20 protein-coding genes and 2 tRNA genes are annotated in these 19,361 nt (G+C 41.4%); 9 read left to right on the top strand and 13 right to left on the bottom strand.

Annotated features, from left to right (window positions below):
* The first annotated feature begins 128 nt into the window (after window positions 1-128).
* The gene (gene tnpA / locus G5S32_RS10155; protein ID WP_246201098.1) at window positions 129-515 is read left to right on the top strand and encodes an IS200/IS605 family transposase; all 387 of its coding nucleotides are present in this window, start codon (window positions 129-131) and stop codon (window positions 513-515) included.
* A 249-nt stretch (window positions 516-764) separates the two neighbouring features.
* On the opposite strand, the gene G5S32_RS10150 is transcribed toward tnpA, so the two are convergent.
* From G5S32_RS10150 to G5S32_RS10115, 8 genes are all read right to left on the bottom strand, one after another.
* Window positions 765-1,817, bottom strand: a complete 1,053-nt coding sequence (locus G5S32_RS10150; RefSeq protein WP_165311907.1) for a hypothetical protein — start codon at window positions 1,815-1,817, stop codon at window positions 765-767.
* 144 nt (window positions 1,818-1,961) lie between these two features.
* Entirely contained in the window at window positions 1,962-2,594 is a 633-nt protein-coding gene (locus G5S32_RS10145) for a hypothetical protein (RefSeq protein ID WP_165311906.1), read from the bottom strand.
* A 25-nt stretch (window positions 2,595-2,619) separates the two neighbouring features.
* The gene (locus tag G5S32_RS10140) at window positions 2,620-3,333 is read right to left on the bottom strand and encodes a DUF6538 domain-containing protein (protein ID WP_165311905.1); all 714 of its coding nucleotides are present in this window, start codon (window positions 3,331-3,333) and stop codon (window positions 2,620-2,622) included.
* 84 nt (window positions 3,334-3,417) lie between these two features.
* A tRNA-Ser gene (locus tag G5S32_RS10135) sits at window positions 3,418-3,508 on the bottom strand.
* A 256-nt stretch (window positions 3,509-3,764) separates the two neighbouring features.
* Complete coding sequence (locus G5S32_RS10130; RefSeq protein ID WP_246201008.1) at window positions 3,765-5,570, bottom strand: polysaccharide lyase family 7 protein; 1,806 nt, start codon at window positions 5,568-5,570, stop codon at window positions 3,765-3,767.
* Between the two features lie 149 nt (window positions 5,571-5,719).
* Window positions 5,720-5,796: transfer RNA gene (locus tag G5S32_RS10125), tRNA-Pro, on the bottom strand.
* Window positions 5,797-5,858: 62 nt separating this feature from the next.
* Entirely contained in the window at window positions 5,859-7,664 is a 1,806-nt protein-coding gene (locus G5S32_RS10120; protein ID WP_165311904.1) for a DUF3413 domain-containing protein, read from the bottom strand.
* Between the two features lie 34 nt (window positions 7,665-7,698).
* Window positions 7,699-7,914, bottom strand: a complete 216-nt coding sequence (locus tag G5S32_RS10115) for a YejL family protein (RefSeq protein WP_165311903.1) — start codon at window positions 7,912-7,914, stop codon at window positions 7,699-7,701.
* Between the two features lie 84 nt (window positions 7,915-7,998).
* Between G5S32_RS10115 and yejK the strand changes: the two genes are divergently transcribed.
* Window positions 7,999-9,000 carry a nucleoid-associated protein YejK gene (gene yejK, locus G5S32_RS10110; RefSeq protein WP_165311902.1) on the top strand — a complete coding sequence of 334 codons (1,002 nt, stop codon included), beginning with the start codon at window positions 7,999-8,001 and terminating at the stop codon, window positions 8,998-9,000.
* A 113-nt stretch (window positions 9,001-9,113) separates the two neighbouring features.
* Here yejK and G5S32_RS10105 read toward each other — a convergent pair whose 3' ends face one another.
* Window positions 9,114-9,992 (bottom strand): LysR family transcriptional regulator, encoded by an 879-nt coding sequence (locus tag G5S32_RS10105; RefSeq protein WP_165311901.1) that lies wholly within the window; start codon window positions 9,990-9,992, stop codon window positions 9,114-9,116.
* A gap of 237 nt (window positions 9,993-10,229) precedes the next feature.
* Here G5S32_RS10105 and G5S32_RS10100 point away from each other — a divergent pair, with 237 nt between their 5' ends.
* The 6 genes from G5S32_RS10100 (at window position 10,230) to recR (ending at window position 16,034) form a co-directional block, all read left to right on the top strand.
* On the top strand, window positions 10,230-11,333 hold the full coding sequence (locus G5S32_RS10100) for a response regulator (RefSeq protein ID WP_165311900.1): 1,104 nt from the start codon (window positions 10,230-10,232) through the stop codon (window positions 11,331-11,333).
* Window positions 11,334-11,728: 395 nt separating this feature from the next.
* Window positions 11,729-12,082: a YbaN family protein gene (locus G5S32_RS10095; RefSeq protein ID WP_425509197.1), complete on the top strand. Its 354-nt coding sequence runs from the start codon at window positions 11,729-11,731 to the stop codon at window positions 12,080-12,082.
* Window positions 12,083-12,218: 136 nt separating this feature from the next.
* On the top strand, window positions 12,219-12,764 hold the full coding sequence (apt, locus tag G5S32_RS10090; RefSeq protein WP_165311899.1) for an adenine phosphoribosyltransferase: 546 nt from the start codon (window positions 12,219-12,221) through the stop codon (window positions 12,762-12,764).
* Window positions 12,765-12,854: 90 nt separating this feature from the next.
* Entirely contained in the window at window positions 12,855-15,008 is a 2,154-nt protein-coding gene (dnaX, locus tag G5S32_RS10085) for a DNA polymerase III subunit gamma/tau (RefSeq protein ID WP_165311898.1), read from the top strand.
* Between the two features lie 79 nt (window positions 15,009-15,087).
* The gene (locus G5S32_RS10080) at window positions 15,088-15,417 is read left to right on the top strand and encodes a YbaB/EbfC family nucleoid-associated protein (RefSeq protein ID WP_165311897.1); all 330 of its coding nucleotides are present in this window, start codon (window positions 15,088-15,090) and stop codon (window positions 15,415-15,417) included.
* A 14-nt stretch (window positions 15,418-15,431) separates the two neighbouring features.
* Window positions 15,432-16,034: a recombination mediator RecR gene (gene recR / locus G5S32_RS10075; protein WP_165311896.1), complete on the top strand. Its 603-nt coding sequence runs from the start codon at window positions 15,432-15,434 to the stop codon at window positions 16,032-16,034.
* Between the two features lie 65 nt (window positions 16,035-16,099).
* On the opposite strand, the gene aqpZ is transcribed toward recR, so the two are convergent.
* The gene (gene aqpZ, locus G5S32_RS10070) at window positions 16,100-16,798 is read right to left on the bottom strand and encodes an aquaporin Z (protein WP_165311895.1); all 699 of its coding nucleotides are present in this window, start codon (window positions 16,796-16,798) and stop codon (window positions 16,100-16,102) included.
* A gap of 122 nt (window positions 16,799-16,920) precedes the next feature.
* Window positions 16,921-17,169: a YkgJ family cysteine cluster protein gene (locus G5S32_RS10065; RefSeq protein ID WP_165311894.1), complete on the bottom strand. Its 249-nt coding sequence runs from the start codon at window positions 17,167-17,169 to the stop codon at window positions 16,921-16,923.
* A 159-nt stretch (window positions 17,170-17,328) separates the two neighbouring features.
* On the opposite strand from G5S32_RS10065, the gene G5S32_RS10060 reads away from it, so the two are divergent.
* Entirely contained in the window at window positions 17,329-17,769 is a 441-nt protein-coding gene (locus tag G5S32_RS10060; protein WP_165311893.1) for a YcgN family cysteine cluster protein, read from the top strand.
* A 48-nt stretch (window positions 17,770-17,817) separates the two neighbouring features.
* Here the strand turns inward: G5S32_RS10060 and G5S32_RS10055 are convergent, their stop codons facing one another.
* Both G5S32_RS10055 and rlmA read right to left on the bottom strand, forming a co-directional pair.
* Window positions 17,818-18,171, bottom strand: a complete 354-nt coding sequence (locus tag G5S32_RS10055) for a hypothetical protein (RefSeq protein ID WP_165311892.1) — start codon at window positions 18,169-18,171, stop codon at window positions 17,818-17,820.
* A 247-nt stretch (window positions 18,172-18,418) separates the two neighbouring features.
* The gene (rlmA, locus tag G5S32_RS10050) at window positions 18,419-19,237 is read right to left on the bottom strand and encodes a 23S rRNA (guanine(745)-N(1))-methyltransferase (RefSeq protein WP_165311891.1); all 819 of its coding nucleotides are present in this window, start codon (window positions 19,235-19,237) and stop codon (window positions 18,419-18,421) included.
* Window positions 19,238-19,361: the final 124 nt, after the last annotated feature.

The following is a 19,361-nucleotide window of genomic DNA, read 5'->3' as shown; positions in this document are numbered from 1 at the left end:
TTGGGGCTATTGCCCGAAGGAATGCCCATGTTAGAAGTGAACCTCTTATTCACCACAAGTAAGAGGAAACAAAAAACATGGGCGACTACAGAAGTTAATCACATGTCCATTGGTGTTGTAAATACCATATAGTTTGGACACCGAAATACAGATTTAAGATCTTGAAAGGGAATGCAGGTAAGGAGCTTTATCGCTCAATCTATATTTTGTGCGATATGAAAGATTGTGAAGTCTTGGAGTTAAATATTCAGCCGGATCACGTTCACTTGGTTGTGATAGTTCCACCAAAAGTATCGATATCAACGTTGATGGGGGTATTGAAAGGACGTTCAGCAATCCGCTTGTTTAACAAATTCCCACGTATAAGAAAGAAACTGTGGGGGAATCATTTTTGGGCAAGAGGATACTTTGTTGATACGGTGGGCGTAAATGAAGAAATCATCAGGCGGTACGTTAGGCACCAAGACAAGAAAGACCAAGAATATGAGGCGCAGTTAGAGTTGAAGATGAACTAACAGCGCAAGTATGCCCCCTTTCAGGGGGCTGTAAACCAAATCCGCCTTCTAAGAAGGCGGATTTTTATCTTAATGGCGCCTGAACCTCATCAAACGCCATTTTTTCTTTGTGATACAGTCACAGAAACTACTGTAACAGCCGCTAGGAATCATTACGCATTACTTACAACTTACAGCAGCTCAAAATTCTAAACTAGATCATCGAATAACAAAATTGAGTCCATCTATATGAATCAACAGTTAAGATTCTTATTTCAGAAAGCCATTTACGACATAGTTTACAAAGTAATCATTATCTTTAAGCATGTTCATGGTTAATCCGCTACCGTTTCGAGACATGATTTCATCAAAAGCAACTTGCATCACATCGTCACCAGAAATAATTTCATCATTATATTTGGTTTCGTAACCAGCATCAGTATCATCACAGTAACTAGATTGATTTGTGATTGAAATTGAACCATGCGCATAAGAACTGTCATAGTAATATGCTTCTTGCTGTTCTTTGCATGAATTTTCTATATCACGTATTTTAAATAGCATATCTACGAAGTCTGATTTTGAAGCCCCCATATGCATGGCGTATCGAATAGCTGTATTGTAGGCAGGGTAGAAATTAGATATTTTTTTACCATCATTAATCCAAATGCTTTCGTCATCATGGTCACTCACATTAGTCGGAATAAGTAGTGTTCCATTAGAAAGATTAATTAAGTTAAGCATTTTGGATTTGGAAAGGATTTTATTATCTGCGATTAAAGTTGCTAGACCCTCATTAAACCAACGATCAGCAGATATAGTAAGCATTACCTTTCCAACGATATTAGCTGATATTGTATGTGTTAATTCATGGTCAAACATAAAATCCAGAGCTGAACCCGAATTGTCCGCACCAATAATGATGCCTTCGTAATTGGCTGTGCCATTACTGCCAAGTTCAGTTTCTACGCAAATCTGTAGTCGATTCTGTGAGTCAATGCCGAGGTCAGTTGCAGCATTGACATTGAAGTTATTACTACCAACCAGAATATCAAATGAAGCTTGAGCAGACTTAATCATGGACTCTAGCTTTTCAGCGCTCACAGAGTTGCTTGTTGTGCCAATAAGAAAGTCATTTGTAGCGAGCACACTGTTGCCCACACAGTTACCAATTAGCATAGAGCCACTGTAGCTGTATGCTGAGATTGAACTTGTATTACGACCACGACCACTACCACTACCACTGTCATCACCACCACAACCAGCAAGTATCGTGGATGAAATGAGTACTAAAGTCGCTAGATGTTTCGAGTTTTTATGCACAAAAATTCCCTTTTTTACATTTAATTATGTTAATTGTTTTTACGTGTGTCATCATACTAACTTTACTTGACAATTAATTTGAAGAATATCATATGCTAAAGTAATATTTATCATACTAAGCCTCGCTGTAGATTATTTTTCTTACTACATCAATAGCTCCTCAATTAGCCTTCGAATCACATCTATATCACCACTAGACAGCCCTTTAGATGCAGATTGAACCTTGTGGCTAACAAATGGCGATGATAGCCCTAACTGACAGGTATCAAGCACTATATTAATCAACGCATCATCACTAACTGAAAAGCTGATATCCAACTCCTTGAATCCGTCACGTCCCTTAAACGGAACAAAAAATTTTGGATGTAGGTGATGTGGCTGAAAGCTATTTTTCAAAAAAAGTTGTCGCATTTGTTCAGTTTCACCGTAGAGCCGATAGCGCCACATTGAATGAACTTTTAGCTTAGTTTCTGTTGAATCCAGTAGGGCTATCAAATTCTGGACGGCGGTAGATATAAACTGAATATCAGTAAATTTCCCCGCATGGTACGCATCAACAGCCTCTGATTGATACTTATCATCGTGCGGATAGAGAATGCCGGAAATACTCGTATAGAGTATCGGACGTTGTTCGATTGCCATATCCACAAAATGTCCTACGTCGTGCTCAGTCACTGGATTTACTATTTTCCAGCCACATTGCTCTCTGTGCGCAACTAAATGGTCAAACTTGGGTTTGTATGCATGACTGACCGTGATCGTTTTTATTTTCCGCATAATGTCATTCCTTTAAGGGAGAAGACTAGTTCAGATATGCTCCACCGTTCGCGCTGATCGCTTGCATGTTTAGTGTTGACTGAGCAGGGTTAACAAGAATGAACTCTTTAATCGTGCACCAAGAAAGAAACTGCTTAGTTGAAGCAAAATAGTCTTTATTGGTTTTAGCTGATCGACCTTCGGAACGCAGGTGGTCAAAATAGCTCAGCATATCGCCTGTGCTTGGCTCTGAAAGCTCTTCTCTATCAAGATAGTCTAGGAAATGACTGACTCGTTGCTGAAGTTGATGAGTCGTTAAAGCGACAACACCTTCTGTATTTTTAGATTGGATGAATTGAGCAAGCCAGCGGCGGAAATGATACGACGGAGAGACGGTTTGCAGGTAGGTACGTTCGTCTTGTAGATCGATATGACGAGGTAGTTGAATATCATCTTGAACAGCAGGAAGTGAAGCGTAGTAACGATTTTGGTCTTCTTCACGATAATTGTTACGTAGTGCTTCAACAACAGTATCGATAGAAGTTGAGCAGGTGTAGAAATCCATGTCGGGATCTTTGAGCAGATCGATGAATAGACTCTTTAAATGAGCAGTCATCTCAAGATTTCGAATAATCGCAAGTTTGCGTTCTTTCGTTAAAAGAGAGATGCGTTTTTCAGTAGGGTAGCCTTTCTTCTGAAGCGAAGAAGGGAAGTTTACGCGAGTATAGTAGACGCTAGAAGGATGTTTGAACAGGTACATATGTATCACCTTTATGTATCAGTGACTTTTGTACCGTAGAAAAGAAAAAAGCTGTTGAAAAATCAACAGCTTAGTTCATAAAAGTGGCGGAGAGATAGGGATTTGAACCCTAGGATAGCTATTAACCATCGCCGGTTTTCAAGACCGGTGCTTTCAACCACTCAGCCATCTCTCCGTTGTTGAAGCGAATATTAACGACCAAACCTAAGCTTGTAAACCCCTTAATGAACTGTTTGCTCTAATAATGTACGTTTTTACAATATTTTTTTGTCGGAGGACTTTTTGATTAATTTAATGTTAATGAGTGGTTGATTTATCATATAAAAACAGCCCAGCAAACCAAATATCAAGGTAATATTTAGGGGGGCTTTGCTCTGATGACGGCGTAGCTGTTGGTATACTTAATATAGTTAAATAGGGTTAACTAGCTCCTACTCGTGACTAACTTCAATTTGAGAAAAGCTCACTGAGAAACGCTGGTTTGCATATGAAGGGGTTGGCTTGAACTGAGGATATATCCCAGCTTTGAAATAGTAGGCTATATCGTCATTGGCCCATTTTGAATCCATTGTGACCTTCTTACCTTCTTTAGTCTTTGAAAATGGTTGTCCCCAATAGAGGTTACGTTGGACTCTTTGGCTACCGTCTGTTTGCTGGGTCGTAATTTGTAATCCGTTATCATCCACCACAATTTGATACTGCCAGTCGATTTTGCTGGCATATGTGCCCATTTCAATACTAAATGGCCAAGCGTTGCAATTCGACTCGTTGTTTTTACATGCCTTGTTATTTGTAAAAAAACTTTGATTAAGTTGTACTCTAACGGGCTTATCGTCACCTTCCCAAAGTATCTTTATCAGCGCTTGCTTGATTTCCCAACCATGTACTTGCCCAACAACGACTTTAGGTAACTGACCTAGAACGGAAGGGTACTCATCGATTCGCAACGTTGATGTGAGAGTATGGCGGTGAGTCTGTGTAGCTGAATCATTGACTTTCCAGCTCGTGTTACTGGTATTGGTGCTACATGTGCTGACACTGTCCGTATTAAATAACTCTCTTAACTCTGAACGGATATAATTAGAGTTAGCTGTCGTTACCCCATACCCCATGTCTGCTGAGAAATGCAAACGTTGATCTTCAACCTTAAAAAAGGAGATCAATCCAGTCGGGTAACGGTATGCCAAATTGGTTTGATTAGTTAATACAAAGGATTCACTTTGTGGGGAGTTAAAACAGTGCTCGGGGGAAAAATCAGCAACCGTCGTACTGTTATTCTTTGTATTCCAGTCTTTTTTAGTGACAGGAATGGAAAGCTTCCATTTATTAATATCCCACTCTAATGGTTTTTGGACATAGAAGTTTTTTTCTACGACGTTTAGTTTGGCAAATTGCACTTGAGACCAGCTATTGATGCCATCACCATCGTCATATTGGTTATAGACACCAGCTTTGAAGTAACTAAGTAAGTGGCTCCAGTATTGAATATTGTGGTTTACTTTTTCGACATTATTGACTTTGATAGTCAGTTGACTTTCATGCACAGTAATATCGAAATCTGTCATTTGCTTTAATTTTGCTTCCCCTAAGTCGAATTTTTTATAAGCATTGCTACATTCTGATGCTAGCGACTCTACTGAAGTGCGGCAATCTAAAGCATTTAACTTTATCGTGGCCCAATAATGGCCATATTTTCCATTGCGTTCTGCTTCATAAGTTATACGTAATAGAGGGTGAGGTATGTAACCATGACCACTGGAATCAGTGCCTTTGTTGTGTATTTGCAAGAAAGTCACTTCGTCGCCACTTACTGCTTTCTCTAATGTCGCCTGTATATTGATTGGTTGAAGACTTGCGCTAAGTGTTCGTTCAATGTTTGGCTCAGCAGTATCAAAGTTTTGATTAACGCGAATTTCAGAACGGTTTTTATGCCCACTGATAGTAAAGGTTAGATTTTCGCTGCTTTTATCAACGTAGAAGTATTCATCTACGTAGCCTGATAAAAGTTGATGGCTATTCGCGACATTACTTTTATTACCATCATTTAAGTGGGGATTTGAACGTTGCAAACTTGAATTAGACAGAATGTTATTGAATTTTGCGAATTCGGCTGCCGTCACCATATTATCTGTTGGCAATTTATTTTGCGTATCTTGTTGTAGGTTCGATAAATTTGTATTTGACCCACAGCCGAGTAATGCTACGGCTAGAAGTGGCAGTAAGCAATTAGAGTTCAAGTTTTATCTCCCGTCCAGATAAGATGCTTATTATGGTGGGGATTGTCATTTCACGGTAATGTTATGTCTTGATATCGTGCGCTGCTTGGGAATTTTGAGTGGTATTTTCAGAAACAAAAAAGAGAGCCGAAGCTCTCTTTCTAGGTGTATGGTCGGACTGAGAGGATTTGAACCTCCGACCCCCGACACCCCATGACGGTGCGCTACCAAGCTGCGCTACAGTCCGATTCGCGTAATCTAATTAGTTTTTGTATATCAGTCAATACGAAAATCTTTTAAACCGCTGATTTAATTATCTTTCGCGTAAAAACGTTGCAGTTCCGTGAAGCCCTGCATTAATACCGGCAGAGTTGGATTTTCGTCTTTCAAACGTTGGTAGTTGTCATCGTAAAGTTTGAAGTTACCAAACTTATCGATAACAGTCGTTTGTTCATCGGTGATAAGTGCAAGCTCGCGAGCATCACCAGCTAGAATCCATTTTCGTTTAGTTTCATTAAATAGGTTTCTACCACTGCTGAAATCACTTGGATTCGAAGATACCCCAAGTAAATCTTGCATAATAGTGACAGAAAAATCTAAATGGCTAGATCTGTGCTTATATATACCAGCAACTCTTCCTGGCCAGTGAATGATCATTGGAACATGTAACTGATAACTACTGTAGTTACTGTTTGCGCCCCAGCTATTTGTTCTTGTTTCATTAAACTCTGTACCGTGATTAGACGTGATAACTACAACGGTGTTGTCTAAGAGTTCAAGTTCATTCAGTTTAGTGAATAATCGGTTAAGTTCATTGTCAGCTAAAGTAACCGAATGATTGTATCCCTCACGTAATCTGTCACTCGCTGAACCATTGGAGGCTATTCCATCATACTGGTCAAAGTTATCGACCGTAGATAGCTCCAAATAGCTAAACCATGGTTGCTTTTTCTGCTGTTCAACCCAAGAAGTCCAACGAACTATAGTTTGCTCATCATTACTCGCTTCGGAGCTGAAGGGCTCTTTAAACATGTCCAAGTTACGGAAAATGGTTTCTTGGTAAAGTGAGTCATCAAAATTTACGCCACTGAAAAGGCCAAACTGGTATTTTTGCGATGCAAGTACATCCAGCATAATAGGTGCATCGCCTTGTGCTTCGATACTGCTTGCATAACTACTAGGCAGACCATAAAAAAGTCCAAATAAGCCAAACATATCGTTGCTAGAACTGTAGTGGTTAGTAAAGTTTAAGTTTTCTGCTGCAAACTTAGATGCATTAGGCATCAACTCAGGTGTTAGGACATCTGCACGTAAATTATTCACGCTGACTAATAGAATATTGAGGTTATTAGCACGACGTCCAAATTTGATTTCTTCAATTGGATAATTGACTAAATCAACCGTGTTCTGAGTTTCTTCCAAGCGCTTAAGATATTCATCTCTGTCTAATAAACCATGTTTTTCCATAAACGATTTTGCTGTCATTGGATATGACAATGGGAAATTCGCTTTCTGGCTAGTCACTGGACTATAGAAGTAAGCATCGGACCATACGTATACAAGATGGCTGGCAATAAAACTGATGAAGAATACTGCGGCAAGTGGGCGACCAATACGTTTATGTGTCAGTTTACGTTGCTTACGCCATACCCATTCAGATAAACCCAACTGCAGTAAGAAAATCAGAGGTAGTATTACGAAGAGATGTTGAAGATCTGAACGTACAGCACTGCTTTCATCACTGAACAGTAACTCCCAAACAACGGGTGTTAAGTGCAGGTTGATAGTCTGGTATGCCTGAGTATCAATAAGCAGGACGGTAAGACCGAATGTTGCGAAACAGACGGACACAAAACGGAACAGTGAACGTGATGGGATCAAAAATGTTAACGGGAAAAGCGTTAATAAATAGATAGCAAACACTAAAAAGCCAAAGTGACCCACCCATGAAAGCGCGAGATAGAGCTGCCCTAGGAAAGTTTCTGGCCACGGCGATTGTGCGATATATCTTGTACCAATCAGCATTGCTGCGATGATGTTAAAGAAGGCAAACCAATGCCCCCAACCGACAAGACGTGATACGCGTTCGCCGTATGTGTTTCCGCTATCTACCATGTACTTTTCTAATTATCCGTTTTTATATTTAAATTCAGTCTGCTAATGATGACATTAATGCTTGAGAAAACTTTTCCGCAATAGCTTTACGTTGTGATGCCGCGACATTTTGATTTAAAACGTTAGTTGCAACATTTCCCGCAATCATCAGCGAAAGTTCAGGAGACGCATTATGTTTATCAAGAACGGCAGCGATTTCAGTCAGGATAGCTTCAACTTTTTCGTCGCTGTATTTCGATGTTATAGGCATAAATACTCTAATGATGATAGTAAAAACGGCTTATGATAACCTACTATGCCTTACAACTGAAACCAGAACGATGATTATTTCACTATGAGTCTGCACCTTTCTAATGTCATTTTGCATCAATTAAGCAAAAACAATAACGACGAGTTGACGGTTAACTTCCGTGCTCAATCTCTTGATAATGATACATCAACAGAAAACCTAGTATCCGAACTACATCGCGTTTTTAACGCGAAAGCTGGCAAAGGTTTTGGCTCTTTCAAGTCTGACAGTGATTTTCAAAACTGGTTACAAGAAATGCGTCAAAGTCAGCGTTCATTTTACGATTTTTCTCAAATAAGTGCGCAACGTCTCAAAGATGAGCTTTCAAAGTACCCGTTTGCGGATGAAGGTATCTTAGTGATGGCTGAATATCAGTCCTTAGCGACGGATTTCCTGTTAGTAGGGATTTTACCTTTAAATCAAAGCCTGAAGGTGACGGAAGGGTTAGACATCAGTGCAACAGACTATCTTGATATTAATAAAATGGATATTGTTGCACGTATAGATCTTTCTAATTTTGAAACAGACAAAGAGTCGAATCGCTACCTTTCTTACATTAAAGGCAGAGTTGGGCGCAAAGTTTCAGATTTCTTTTTGGATTTTCTTCAAGCAGAAGTTGGCCTTGATGCAAAAGTGCAGAACAAAGTGTTGATGCAAGCCGTTGAAGATTTTTGTAGTGATTCAAAGCTAGAGAAAAGTGAAGCGATTAACTATAAAAAGCAAGTTTACGACTACTGTAATGACCAAATAAAGGCCGGAGAAGAAGTTCAAGTTAAAGAGTTGTCAGGTGAACTTCCTCCTTCTCAGGATGGAACTAGCTTTATGGACTTTACACGTGAGCACGGCTACGAGTTAGAAGAAAGTTTTCCTGGTGACCGCTCAACAATGAGAAAACTAACAAAGTATGTGGGTGCTGGTGGCGGTTTGAACATCAGTTTCGACAGTTTGTTGATGGGCGAGCGCGTTTTCTACGATCCAGAAACGGATACTCTGACCATCAAAGGCACCCCACCGAATTTACGTGATCAACTTACACGCAAAAATTAAGATAGAAAAAGCCAGTTGGATTAATTCACTGGCTTTTTACTTATTGTATGTTGAACAACACTATCGATATACAAATCATTGTGTTATTGGGAGTGATAATTGGAACCCAAGCATTATGAATGCAAGTGGTAACCAATGACAAAGTCGATGAACAAGCGCACTTTCTCTGGTAAATGATCTTTGTGATTGTAAAGCATATAGATATCACGAGGGTTCGCACTCCATTGGTCAAGCACGCGAACCAGACTGCCTTCTGCGATGTATTCTGTGATCATCACGTTTGGCATTAATGTAATTCCCAACCCTTCAGAACAAGCAATGCGTACTACATCCAAAGTGTTTGCTTGGAAACGCCCTTTATCTAGGTTGGTGATGGTTTCACCTTCGGTATTAGTTAGCTGCCATTTCAACAAAGGGTGGCCTTTGAGAAGCGAGTGGCGGCTTAATTCCTCGGCATGCTTAGGAGCTGGGTTCTTGGCTAAATACATAGGGCTAGCCACTAATATATCTTTCACTTCGCTGATTTTACGAGCAATTAAGCTTGAATCCCTCTGTGGACCAATTCTAAAAATTACGTCCCATTCCGTTGGATCAAGTTGATCAGCTTGATTGCTTGTAGTGAGTTCAATACTAATCTCGGGGTACAGTTTCATGAACTCATTAAACATTGGCATCATTAAACGTTTAGTAAGGTTTGATGGCGAAGAAATTTTGAGTTTGCCTGATGCACCACGACACTCATCGGTGATCTCTTCGGTCATCGAAGCTAAACGATGCAATAAAGGTGAGCAATCTTTGAAAAAACGTTCTCCCGCTTCTGTAAGGGAGAGTTTACGTGCGTGTCGGTTTAGGAGCCTTAGGTTTAATGAATCTTCTAATGCTTGAATGCGACGAGTGATTGTTGCAACCGGAATCATCGTTTTACGAGAAGTTGCTGTATAACTTCCATTTTCAACTACAAGTCGAAAGAGATTTAAATCGTCTAGTTTCATTTTTCCTGACACATTATTTTACGAATTTGCTTAACTTATACGGATATCAAAATTCAAAGGTTGAGTCATGTCAACTTGTTTGACGATTTCATGACATTGCGTACATGTAGTATTCAACCAAGCTTTAGAGTGGAATATTTGTATAAACGCTAATTACTGACTATTTTTTAAATAATGAATTCACCTGCTTTGAAGTTAATGTCATCGCAAACAACAAGCGCATAGTGAGGTTAGGCTATGTACAAAACTCATCCTCGAGTGGAACCGACTCGGGTACCTGAAGCGGTTCGAAAGAAACTAATTATGTTGGTTGATGATGATCCTATTTTTAGACGTATCACAAGTGGTTATTTGTCTGCACAAGGCTATGAAGTTATGGAGGCCGAAAACGGTCTTGATGGTCTAAGAAAGTTAAGAACGGTTGAACCAGACTTGGTTTTATGTGATTTATCTATGCCTGTGTTAGATGGCATAGAGTTCGTCGAAGAAGTCAGCCTAGAATACCCATCTCTCCCACTAATCGTTGTTTCTGCTACAGATGAAATGTCTGATGTGGCGAAAGCTTTGCGATACGGTATAAAAGATTTCTTAGCTAAACCGATCGGCAATCACGCTCATCTAGGTTGTGCAATACAAAGCACGTTAGAAGATACCAATAACCATATTGCCGACCATCGTGATTTTTCAAGTCAATGGTTCAGGGTGGATGGTGGAGGAGATATACCAGAAGAACAAGAGTTGCATTGGCACCTAGACTTTTTGCGTTCAAATCCAAATGCCGCTCGTGACTTGCTGCATGCTTTATTACCGGAAAACGATACTTCTCAAGGTGTGTGGAAGTGCAGTTATCGACTGTTACAATCGACTGACACGATGCCATTAGTGTTTGATTACGCGTGGTTGATGAATGGTCAATTTGCTTTCTATTTGGTTGATTCCGCCACTAATGAACAAGACAACGTGGCGAGTACCTTATTGGTGAGAGCGCTATTTCATGATTATTTACGTAATTTGCGTAGCTTCAGTGCCGATCTTAAAGACTTGGCTGATATTTTAGAAAAGGGAATCGAATGTTCTCCTTGCGCTAAGCCAGTCTCTGCTTTGTTTGGTGTAGCCAATCTAACGGATGGAACCCTCTCTATTTTACCTGCCGGCTTGGATAGCCAATGGTCAAATGGCTACATGACTCAGCACATTGCCGCGGGAGTGAATCTTGGTGAAAATTGTCTGAAAAATTTTATTACCAAAGATCTTCTGATTCATGGTGGATGTCAGCTCTCATTAGGTAAAATAGGTGTGAGCAGTTTTTCACTTGATATACATCGTGGGGCAGGTGCGTAAGGCCTTGGTGGTTAGGTTGTAGGCTTTTACATATCTTAATAGTGTGAGCCTAGTATCTAGTTATTAATAACCCTACAATTACTCAGTGTTTGAGTCTGTTTGTTTAAGGTATAGTCTGCGCCGAAAACAATGATGCATCATTTTGTTTACTTGTATGTAACGAGATGCAAAAACAAGACTCAACACCAGCTCAGAGACGTATACCCATGGCAGACAAAGATTTTAAAGAACCATATAACGTTCTATATTTTTTAGGTTTTATTGCAGCTCTTTTAATCCCTACGCTTCCGGCAACTTTGACTTGGATTCGCGTATTCAGTGGATACGAAGGCTTCTAGTCATTTAGAGGTTCCACCATCAGTATTCGTCGTTACACATATAATATTGTTGGTGTTGTGAGTGTATGCCTAGGTGTTCTGGGCATCATCCTTCCTTTACTTCCAACTACACCGTTTATATTGCTTGCTAGCGCTTGCTTTGTTCGGGGAAGTCCTAGATTTCACTGTTGGTTACATCAGCACTCATTGTTTGGTCCAATTCTAGAAAACTGGTATCAGAACAGAGCCGTCTCCAAGAAAGTGAAAATTCGCGGGACGGTATTCATCATTGCGAGTTTTTCATTTTCTATCTGGTTTGTACCTCATACTTGGCTAAAACTTCTACTGTTTGTTGGGCTTGTGGTATTGATCACTGGGTTTCAGCGAATCCCGACCTACGAGTTGGTTGCTAAGCAGCAAGAAAATCACTAGCATTAGCGGGAAGTGTGCCCACTCTTCGAGTGGGCGTTTGTTTTTTCGGCACGATGAAATATTAATTTAGGGTGTGCCGGAATTTTAATACCAGTACATAGATTCATGTACTAAACGAACCGAAGTTAATTTAGTTATGACAACCGAAACTCTTTCACTGATCAAATCAAGCATCAAATCTATTCAAGACTATCCAAAGCCAGGAATCTTGTTCCGTGACGTAACGAGTCTGTTGGAAGATGCTAAAGCTTATCAAGCAACTATTCAGTTACTGGTTGATAAGTATAAGGATATGGGATTTACCAAGGTTGTGGGTACAGAAGCTCGTGGTTTCCTATTCGGAGCACCATTAGCATTAGAACTAGGCGTGGGTTTTGTACCAGTGCGTAAGCCGGGCAAATTGCCGCGTCAAACAATTGCTCAATCTTATGAGTTGGAGTACGGCACTGACGTGCTTGAAATTCATGTTGATGCTATTGAATCTGGCGACAAAGTCCTTGTCGTTGATGACCTGTTAGCGACAGGTGGTACCATAGAAGCAACGACTCTGCTTATTCGTCAACTTGGCGGTGAAGTAGAACACGCAGCATTTGTTATCAATCTACCAGAAATTGGTGGTGACAAGCGTTTAGAAGGTTTAGGCTTAAACGTTTACAGCATCTGTGAATTTGAAGGCCACTAATACCTTTTCAGTTGCAGGACAGTTGTGTTTATTCCCTGTCCAATGACTGAACAGTCAAATTAGGTGTAAACATCTACAACGGAAGGTTTCATGAGTTATCTTGCCTTAGCGCGTAAATGGCGTCCTACTAAGTTTAAAGAAGTGGTAGGGCAGGCCCATGTATTAACAGCTTTAGAAAATGCTTTGGCTCACAATCAGCTTCATCACGCGTACCTATTCAGTGGTACTCGTGGTGTTGGTAAAACTACGATTGGACGACTTTTTGCGAAAGGGCTTAATTGCGAAACAGGTATTACATCAACACCGTGTGGTGAATGTTCAACCTGTAAAGAAATTGATCAAGGGCGTTTTGTTGATTTATTAGAAATCGATGCTGCGTCTCGTACTAAAGTTGAAGATACTCGTGAGCTTCTCGATAACGTTCAGTATAAGCCAGCTCGTGGTCGCTTTAAGGTTTATCTGATAGATGAAGTTCATATGCTATCGCGTCACAGTTTCAACGCCTTATTGAAGACGTTGGAAGAGCCGCCAGAGTATGTGAAATTCCTACTCGCGACCACTGACCCTCAGAAACTACCGATGACGATATTGTCGCGCTGTCTGCAGTTTCATTTAAAACCGATCAGTATCGAAAATATTCAACAGCAGCTTGAACATGTGTTGAGCGAAGAGAAGATCGCATTCGAGAATAAAGCACTAGGTCTTATTGCTCATGCTGCAGATGGCAGTATGCGTGATGCGCTGAGTCTAACCGATCAAGCTATTGCGCTGGGTAACAACCATGTGAATCACAATATTGTGTCGCATATGTTGGGGACTCTTGATACAGACCAAGCACTGCATTTGCTACAATCAATCAGCTCCAAACAGCCACAGAAGGTGATGGAGTCTATTGAGGTATTTGCGCAGAATGGTGTCGAATGGGATGGACTACTTCAACAGTTTGCAACTCAGTTGCACCGTGTTGCTATGTTTCAAGCGCTACCTGCAAGCCTAGATAAATCGGCACCTGATGCAGAAAAAATCCAGTGGTTAGCACAGTCCCTTACTCCTCAGGATGTACAGCTGTATTATCAGATTGCGTTAAAAGGTCGCGCTGACCTTGCAGCTTCACCGACAGGTCGCATCGGAATGGAAATGATTGCCTTGAGAATGATGGCATTCAGACCTTCTCAAGTGTCGTTGACATCAGCGATATCGACTCAATACTCATCAGTAGAGCAAGCACCAGTTACTCCGCAATTAAATACAGCACCAATGACGATGGCTGTACCCAGCGTTCAGCAGCCAACTGTTGATTCGGTTCAACCTTCACAGACAGCAACTTCTGCAGGTGTGCCTGAACAATATAGTGCTCCACAGTATTTACAAGAGTCAGTTCATCAGCCAGTTGTTCATCAACAGTCGACGCATCCAACTTCTGAACCTGCATCTCAAGCTCAAGCAGTTCAGGCGAATCCTGCAATGCAACCAGCAATGACAGAAACACCTGCGCAAGATCGCAAAGCTGCATCACCTTTGACGGGGTTAAGGCACCAATTGCGCTCACAGCGCGAAGGTCTGAATCAGCAAGGTAACTCTGTTCAAGGAAATTCGGGGCAACAAGGTAGTAGTCCAAAAAAGTCTGAAGCGGCATCAGCAAAACCTACTTCGGTGTTAGAACGCGTGGCACAGCGTGCCCAGAACGCTTCGCCGATGTCGCCTTCTTTTGATACCAATGAGCCTGAAGAACAAGAAGCCTATCAATGGCGTCCAACTCAGCCGGTTGCTGACGTTGAAGTAAAAAAAGAACTGACACCGACTCAAATTAAAAAGTCTTTGGAACATGAAAAGACACCAGAGATGACATCGAAACTTATTGATGAAGCGTGTGCTCTAAGTGAATGGGCAAATCTGATTCAAAGTTTAGAAACGGCAAAACTCGTAGAGCAGTTGGCATTAAATTCGGTCTATAAAAAACAGGGTAATGTGGTTGAGCTTTTATTACGCTCTAGCCACGCTCACCTTAATACCGATAAAGCTCAAAGCGAACTACTACAGGCAATCAATACAAAATTAGGTGAAGAGTGTGTGCTTTCTGTCTCATTAGGTGAGGATGGTGAAACGCCACTTGAACTGCGTGAAAGGCTGTACCAAGAGAAACTTTCTCATGCAATGAGCCAACTATCGTCGGATCCTAATGTACAATTTATTGAGCGTCGCTTTAGCGCTGAACTTGATAAAGATAGCGTGAGACCAATTTAAGCGAAACGGAGGGGTTGAGATTTCAGAATTTTAACCCCACTGTATGTGAAACAATCAAAGATAAACCAGAGAGATAAAGATGTTTGGTAAAGGCGGAATGGGCAACTTAATGAAGCAAGCCCAACAAATGCAAGATCGCATGCAGAAGATGCAAGAAGAAATCGCAAACATGGAAATCACCGGTGAATCTGGTGCAGGTTTGGTAAAAGTTACTATCACTGGCAGCCACAGTGTTCGTCGCGTTGACATCGATGAAAGCTTGATGGAAGACGACAAAGAGATGCTAGAAGATTTGATTGCTGCTGCATTTAACGATGCTGCACGTCGTATCGAAGAAGCTTCAAAAGAGAAAATGGCTACAGTAACTGGCGGTATGCAATTACCACCAGGCATGAAGATGCCTTTCTAAAAAGTAGGTGATTGATGCGTACCAGTCATATGCTGGAGCATTTGATGGAGGCCTTACGTTGTCTACCTGGGGTTGGCCCCAAGTCGGCTCAGCGTATGGCCTTTCATTTGTTACAGCGCGACAGAAAAGGTGGGTTGCTGCTCGCTGAGGCGCTTGGTCAGGCGATGGTCGATATTGGTCATTGCAGTGAATGTCGAACATTTACCGAAGAAGAAACCTGCCACATCTGTAAAAATCCTAAACGTCAAGAAAATGGCCAGCTGTGTGTAGTTGAAAGCCCAGCAGATATCGCTGCCTTAGAAGCTACAGGACAATTTTCAGGCCGTTACTTTGTACTGATGGGGCACTTGTCTCCATTGGATGGTATAGGACCGAGCGATATAGGTTTAGATGTTCTGGATTTTCGTCTGCAAAGAGGCGGGATCAGTGAAGTCATTTTAGCGACTAACCCAACTGTGGAAGGCGAAGCTACTGCTCACTATATTGCTGAGTTGTGCAGAGAGCACCAAGTTTCAGCAAGCCGTATTGCTCATGGTGTGCCAGTTGGTGGTGAGTTAGAACTGGTTGATGGCACGACGCTATCCCACTCTCTACTCGGTCGCCAAAAACTTTCCTAAAATACGATTCAGTACCCAGAGCCGCTGCTTATCACAGCGGCTTTGTTTTATCTTCAATAAAAGAACTAAATTTCTTTTATTTCGCCATCAACAATTTTATAGATAATTGCCCCGATCATTCCCCCCACAATAGGTGCAACCCAAAATAGCCACAACTGCGAAATGGCCCAGTCACCAACAAACACTGCCACACCTGTACTTCGTGCAGGGTTAACCGAAGTATTAGTCACGGGAATACTGATTAAGTGGATTAAGGTCAAACATAGGCCAATAGCGATGGGAGCAAAACCTTGTGGTGCTCTTGAGTCGGTGGCACCCATAATGACGAATAAGAATACAGCGGTCATAACCAGTTCACAGACTAAGGCTGCCATGAACGAGTATCCGCCTGGTGAATGCTCTCCATAACCGTTACTCGCAAACCCTGACGCAACGACATCAAAGCCTGCCTGACCTGTCGCGATGACATACAAAACACCACCGGCGATGACTCCACCAATCACCTGAGCGAGTACGTAGGGAAGGATATCTTTGCTTTCAAATCGACCTCCGGCCCACAAGCCAAAAGTCACCGCGGGATTCAAATGACAACCTGATATATGACCAATGGCAAATGCCATCGTAACAACAGTTAAACCAAACGCCAATGATACTCCAAGTAAACCAATGCCAACGTCAGGAAATGCAGCGGCTAACACTGCACTACCACAGCCACCGAGAACTAACCAAAATGTACCTACGACTTCAGCAAGATATTTCTTCATTGTCACATTCCTATATGTAACGAAAGACATATCAGAAGCGTAGTTGAAAAAGACAAATCACTTAGCAGATCGAACAATTAATCTGTTTCAAAAGTGGTACTTGGGTTCAAAAACAGTAGAAATTAGGTCAACTGTTCGAGTTCAGTAAGATTTTGAAGTGCTTCTTGATTGGTTGAGCCGCAGACGATAGGGCAGGGTTTGAAGTCATGACAGACGTTTGGTCTTTCTGGTTTGCCAAATAACTTACATAAGTTATCGTCATTCAATTGAATGCATCGAATACCTGCAGGTTTACCGTTGGGCATGCCAGGAATTGGAGAAGATATGCTAGGTGCGATACAACATGCACCACATCCAAGTCGACAATTCATCGTGATCTACCGAAAGCAAAAAGAAGGGCGCAGATGTTAACAGAAAAGATTAGCCTCTGCAGACTTTTTGCGCTGATTTTTTCAGCATATTTACCCTTGAAATTTGTGTAGTGGGGGGGTATAACACGTCCCCCAGTTACTGACAGAAAGAATCCACCAATGACTACTCCATTTTGGGAAAGCAAAACACTAGAGCAAATGACAGAAACAGAGTGGGAATCACTGTGTGATGGCTGTGGGAAGTGTTGTCTGCATAAGTTGATGGATGAAGACAGTGATGAAGTGTATTACACCAACGTGGCTTGTAGCTGGCTAAATAGTAAAACCTGCGCTTGTAAAGATTATCCAAACCGTTTTGAATCGGGTGAAGAATGCCTAAAACTGACTCGCGATAAGATTGATGAGTTTCACTGGCTTCCAGATACTTGCGCGTATCGTCTACTGTCGCAAGAAGACTCTCTGCCACAATGGCACCCGCTCATTACAGGTTCAAAAGCCGCCATGCATGCAGCCGGTGAGAGTGTTCGCAATAAAGTGGTGTATGAAATCGATGTGGTCGATTGGGAAGATCACATTATCAATCATCCAAATCGAAACTAAAATCTAGCTAGTGTTCTGGAAATATCTGTCTGGAATCTTTTTAGAACCTTAAACAAACAGCAGTAGCATGCTACCCACACTGGCTGCAGCAGCGAGATATTGACCTGCAGAATATGATGCGTCTACTTCTTGCTTAATCTTATCTGGATGCTCCATACCTAGTGCACCATAGGTAAAGGCTTCAAGCTTGTCGCTGACGGTTTTATCTTTTGTATTATTCGTTCCCTCGTGTTCTAGGTCTTTTAGGGCTGCGAGTAATTTTTTCCCTTCATCGGACAGGGTTACTGTGTTTTGTTCTACTTTCAAAGGTGCTGGTGACTCTGAATCTAATGATGCAGTTCCTCTACTTATCAATACTATAGAGGTAGGATTGCTCATTGGGTTAATACCTACGGGATTCATGCTGCTCTCCAAATTCCTACACCAAACACTGTATCGACTGAATTATGTCAAACTTGCGTTATTTTTGAGCATTTTGTTTGTGGGAGAGTACTGAGTAGTGAGCATCTTTCCATAAGATGATCATGCATTACCGTTTTTGGCAGATTAGGCGAGTTATAATTATTTAGGTGCTGTTGCTGGAGTTATAGAAACAGTGAGAGTTTATCTATAACTCCTTTGACGATTAACGATGAGATAGCTACTGCAATTAAGCCTTTTTATACACGCGAATCATAAAATCCGCTTCACATTGCACGTTCGCTGATTGCTGTAGCTCCGCCTTATAAGCTTCGCTAGCGCGCCATGCGAAAGGTGTCATTTGCAATAAATCAAATGCTTCACTACCAGTTAAAGCCATCAAGTAGTTCACTTTTTCTTCGTGTTCTAAGGTAAAGTTCTCAATCTCTTCTGGCTGCTCTTCATGCAAACGTACATCCTTATAAATGCCTTGTTTGAACTCGAACAAATGCCTTGCCGCTGGTGTAACGGTGATAACCACGCCACCTGATTTAACACAACGATTCAGTTCATCAGCTTTGCAAGGGGCATAAATACGTAAGATGCCATCGAGTTTGTTGTCTGCAAAAGGTAAGCGGTGGCTGGAGGCCACGGTAAACTCACAATTTGAGTAGCGCTTTGCGGCATACCGAATAGCGACTTTGGATATATCCAGACCAAAGGTATTAGAGCCGGAGTATTGTTCTTTCAAGCAATCAGCAATGTAAGTGGTGTAGTAGCCCTCACCGCAGCCAATGTCTAAAAGCTGATGGTCTGTGTTTGCTAAGAAACGCTTACATAGTTCGGCTACTTTTTTACGCATCGGATTGTAATGACCGCCATCGAGAAAACGACGTCTTGCCTGCATCATCTCTTTATTGTCACCAGGATCTTTAGAACGCTTATGGTGAGCGGGCATCAAATTTACATAACCTTCTTTTGCCAAATCAAATTGATGATTGTTTGCGCAAGAATAAGTACGTTGATTAAGAGTGAGGGGAAGCTGGCAAAGCGGGCACTGATAAGCCATGGTGTTCTCAATGTAGTAAATGGAAGCGTAAGTGTAGCGGTAAGTTAGTGAAATAAAAAGGGACTCGCTCTTTCAGTACTTCGATCAACGTACTGTGTCTTGCTGTGTAAGAAAATGACATTTT

The organism is Vibrio ziniensis (genome assembly GCF_011064285.1).
Taxonomy (GTDB): domain Bacteria; phylum Pseudomonadota; class Gammaproteobacteria; order Enterobacterales; family Vibrionaceae; genus Vibrio; species Vibrio ziniensis.
Note: the sequence above shows the minus strand (reverse complement) of the source record. Positions and strands in the feature narration are given on the sequence as shown.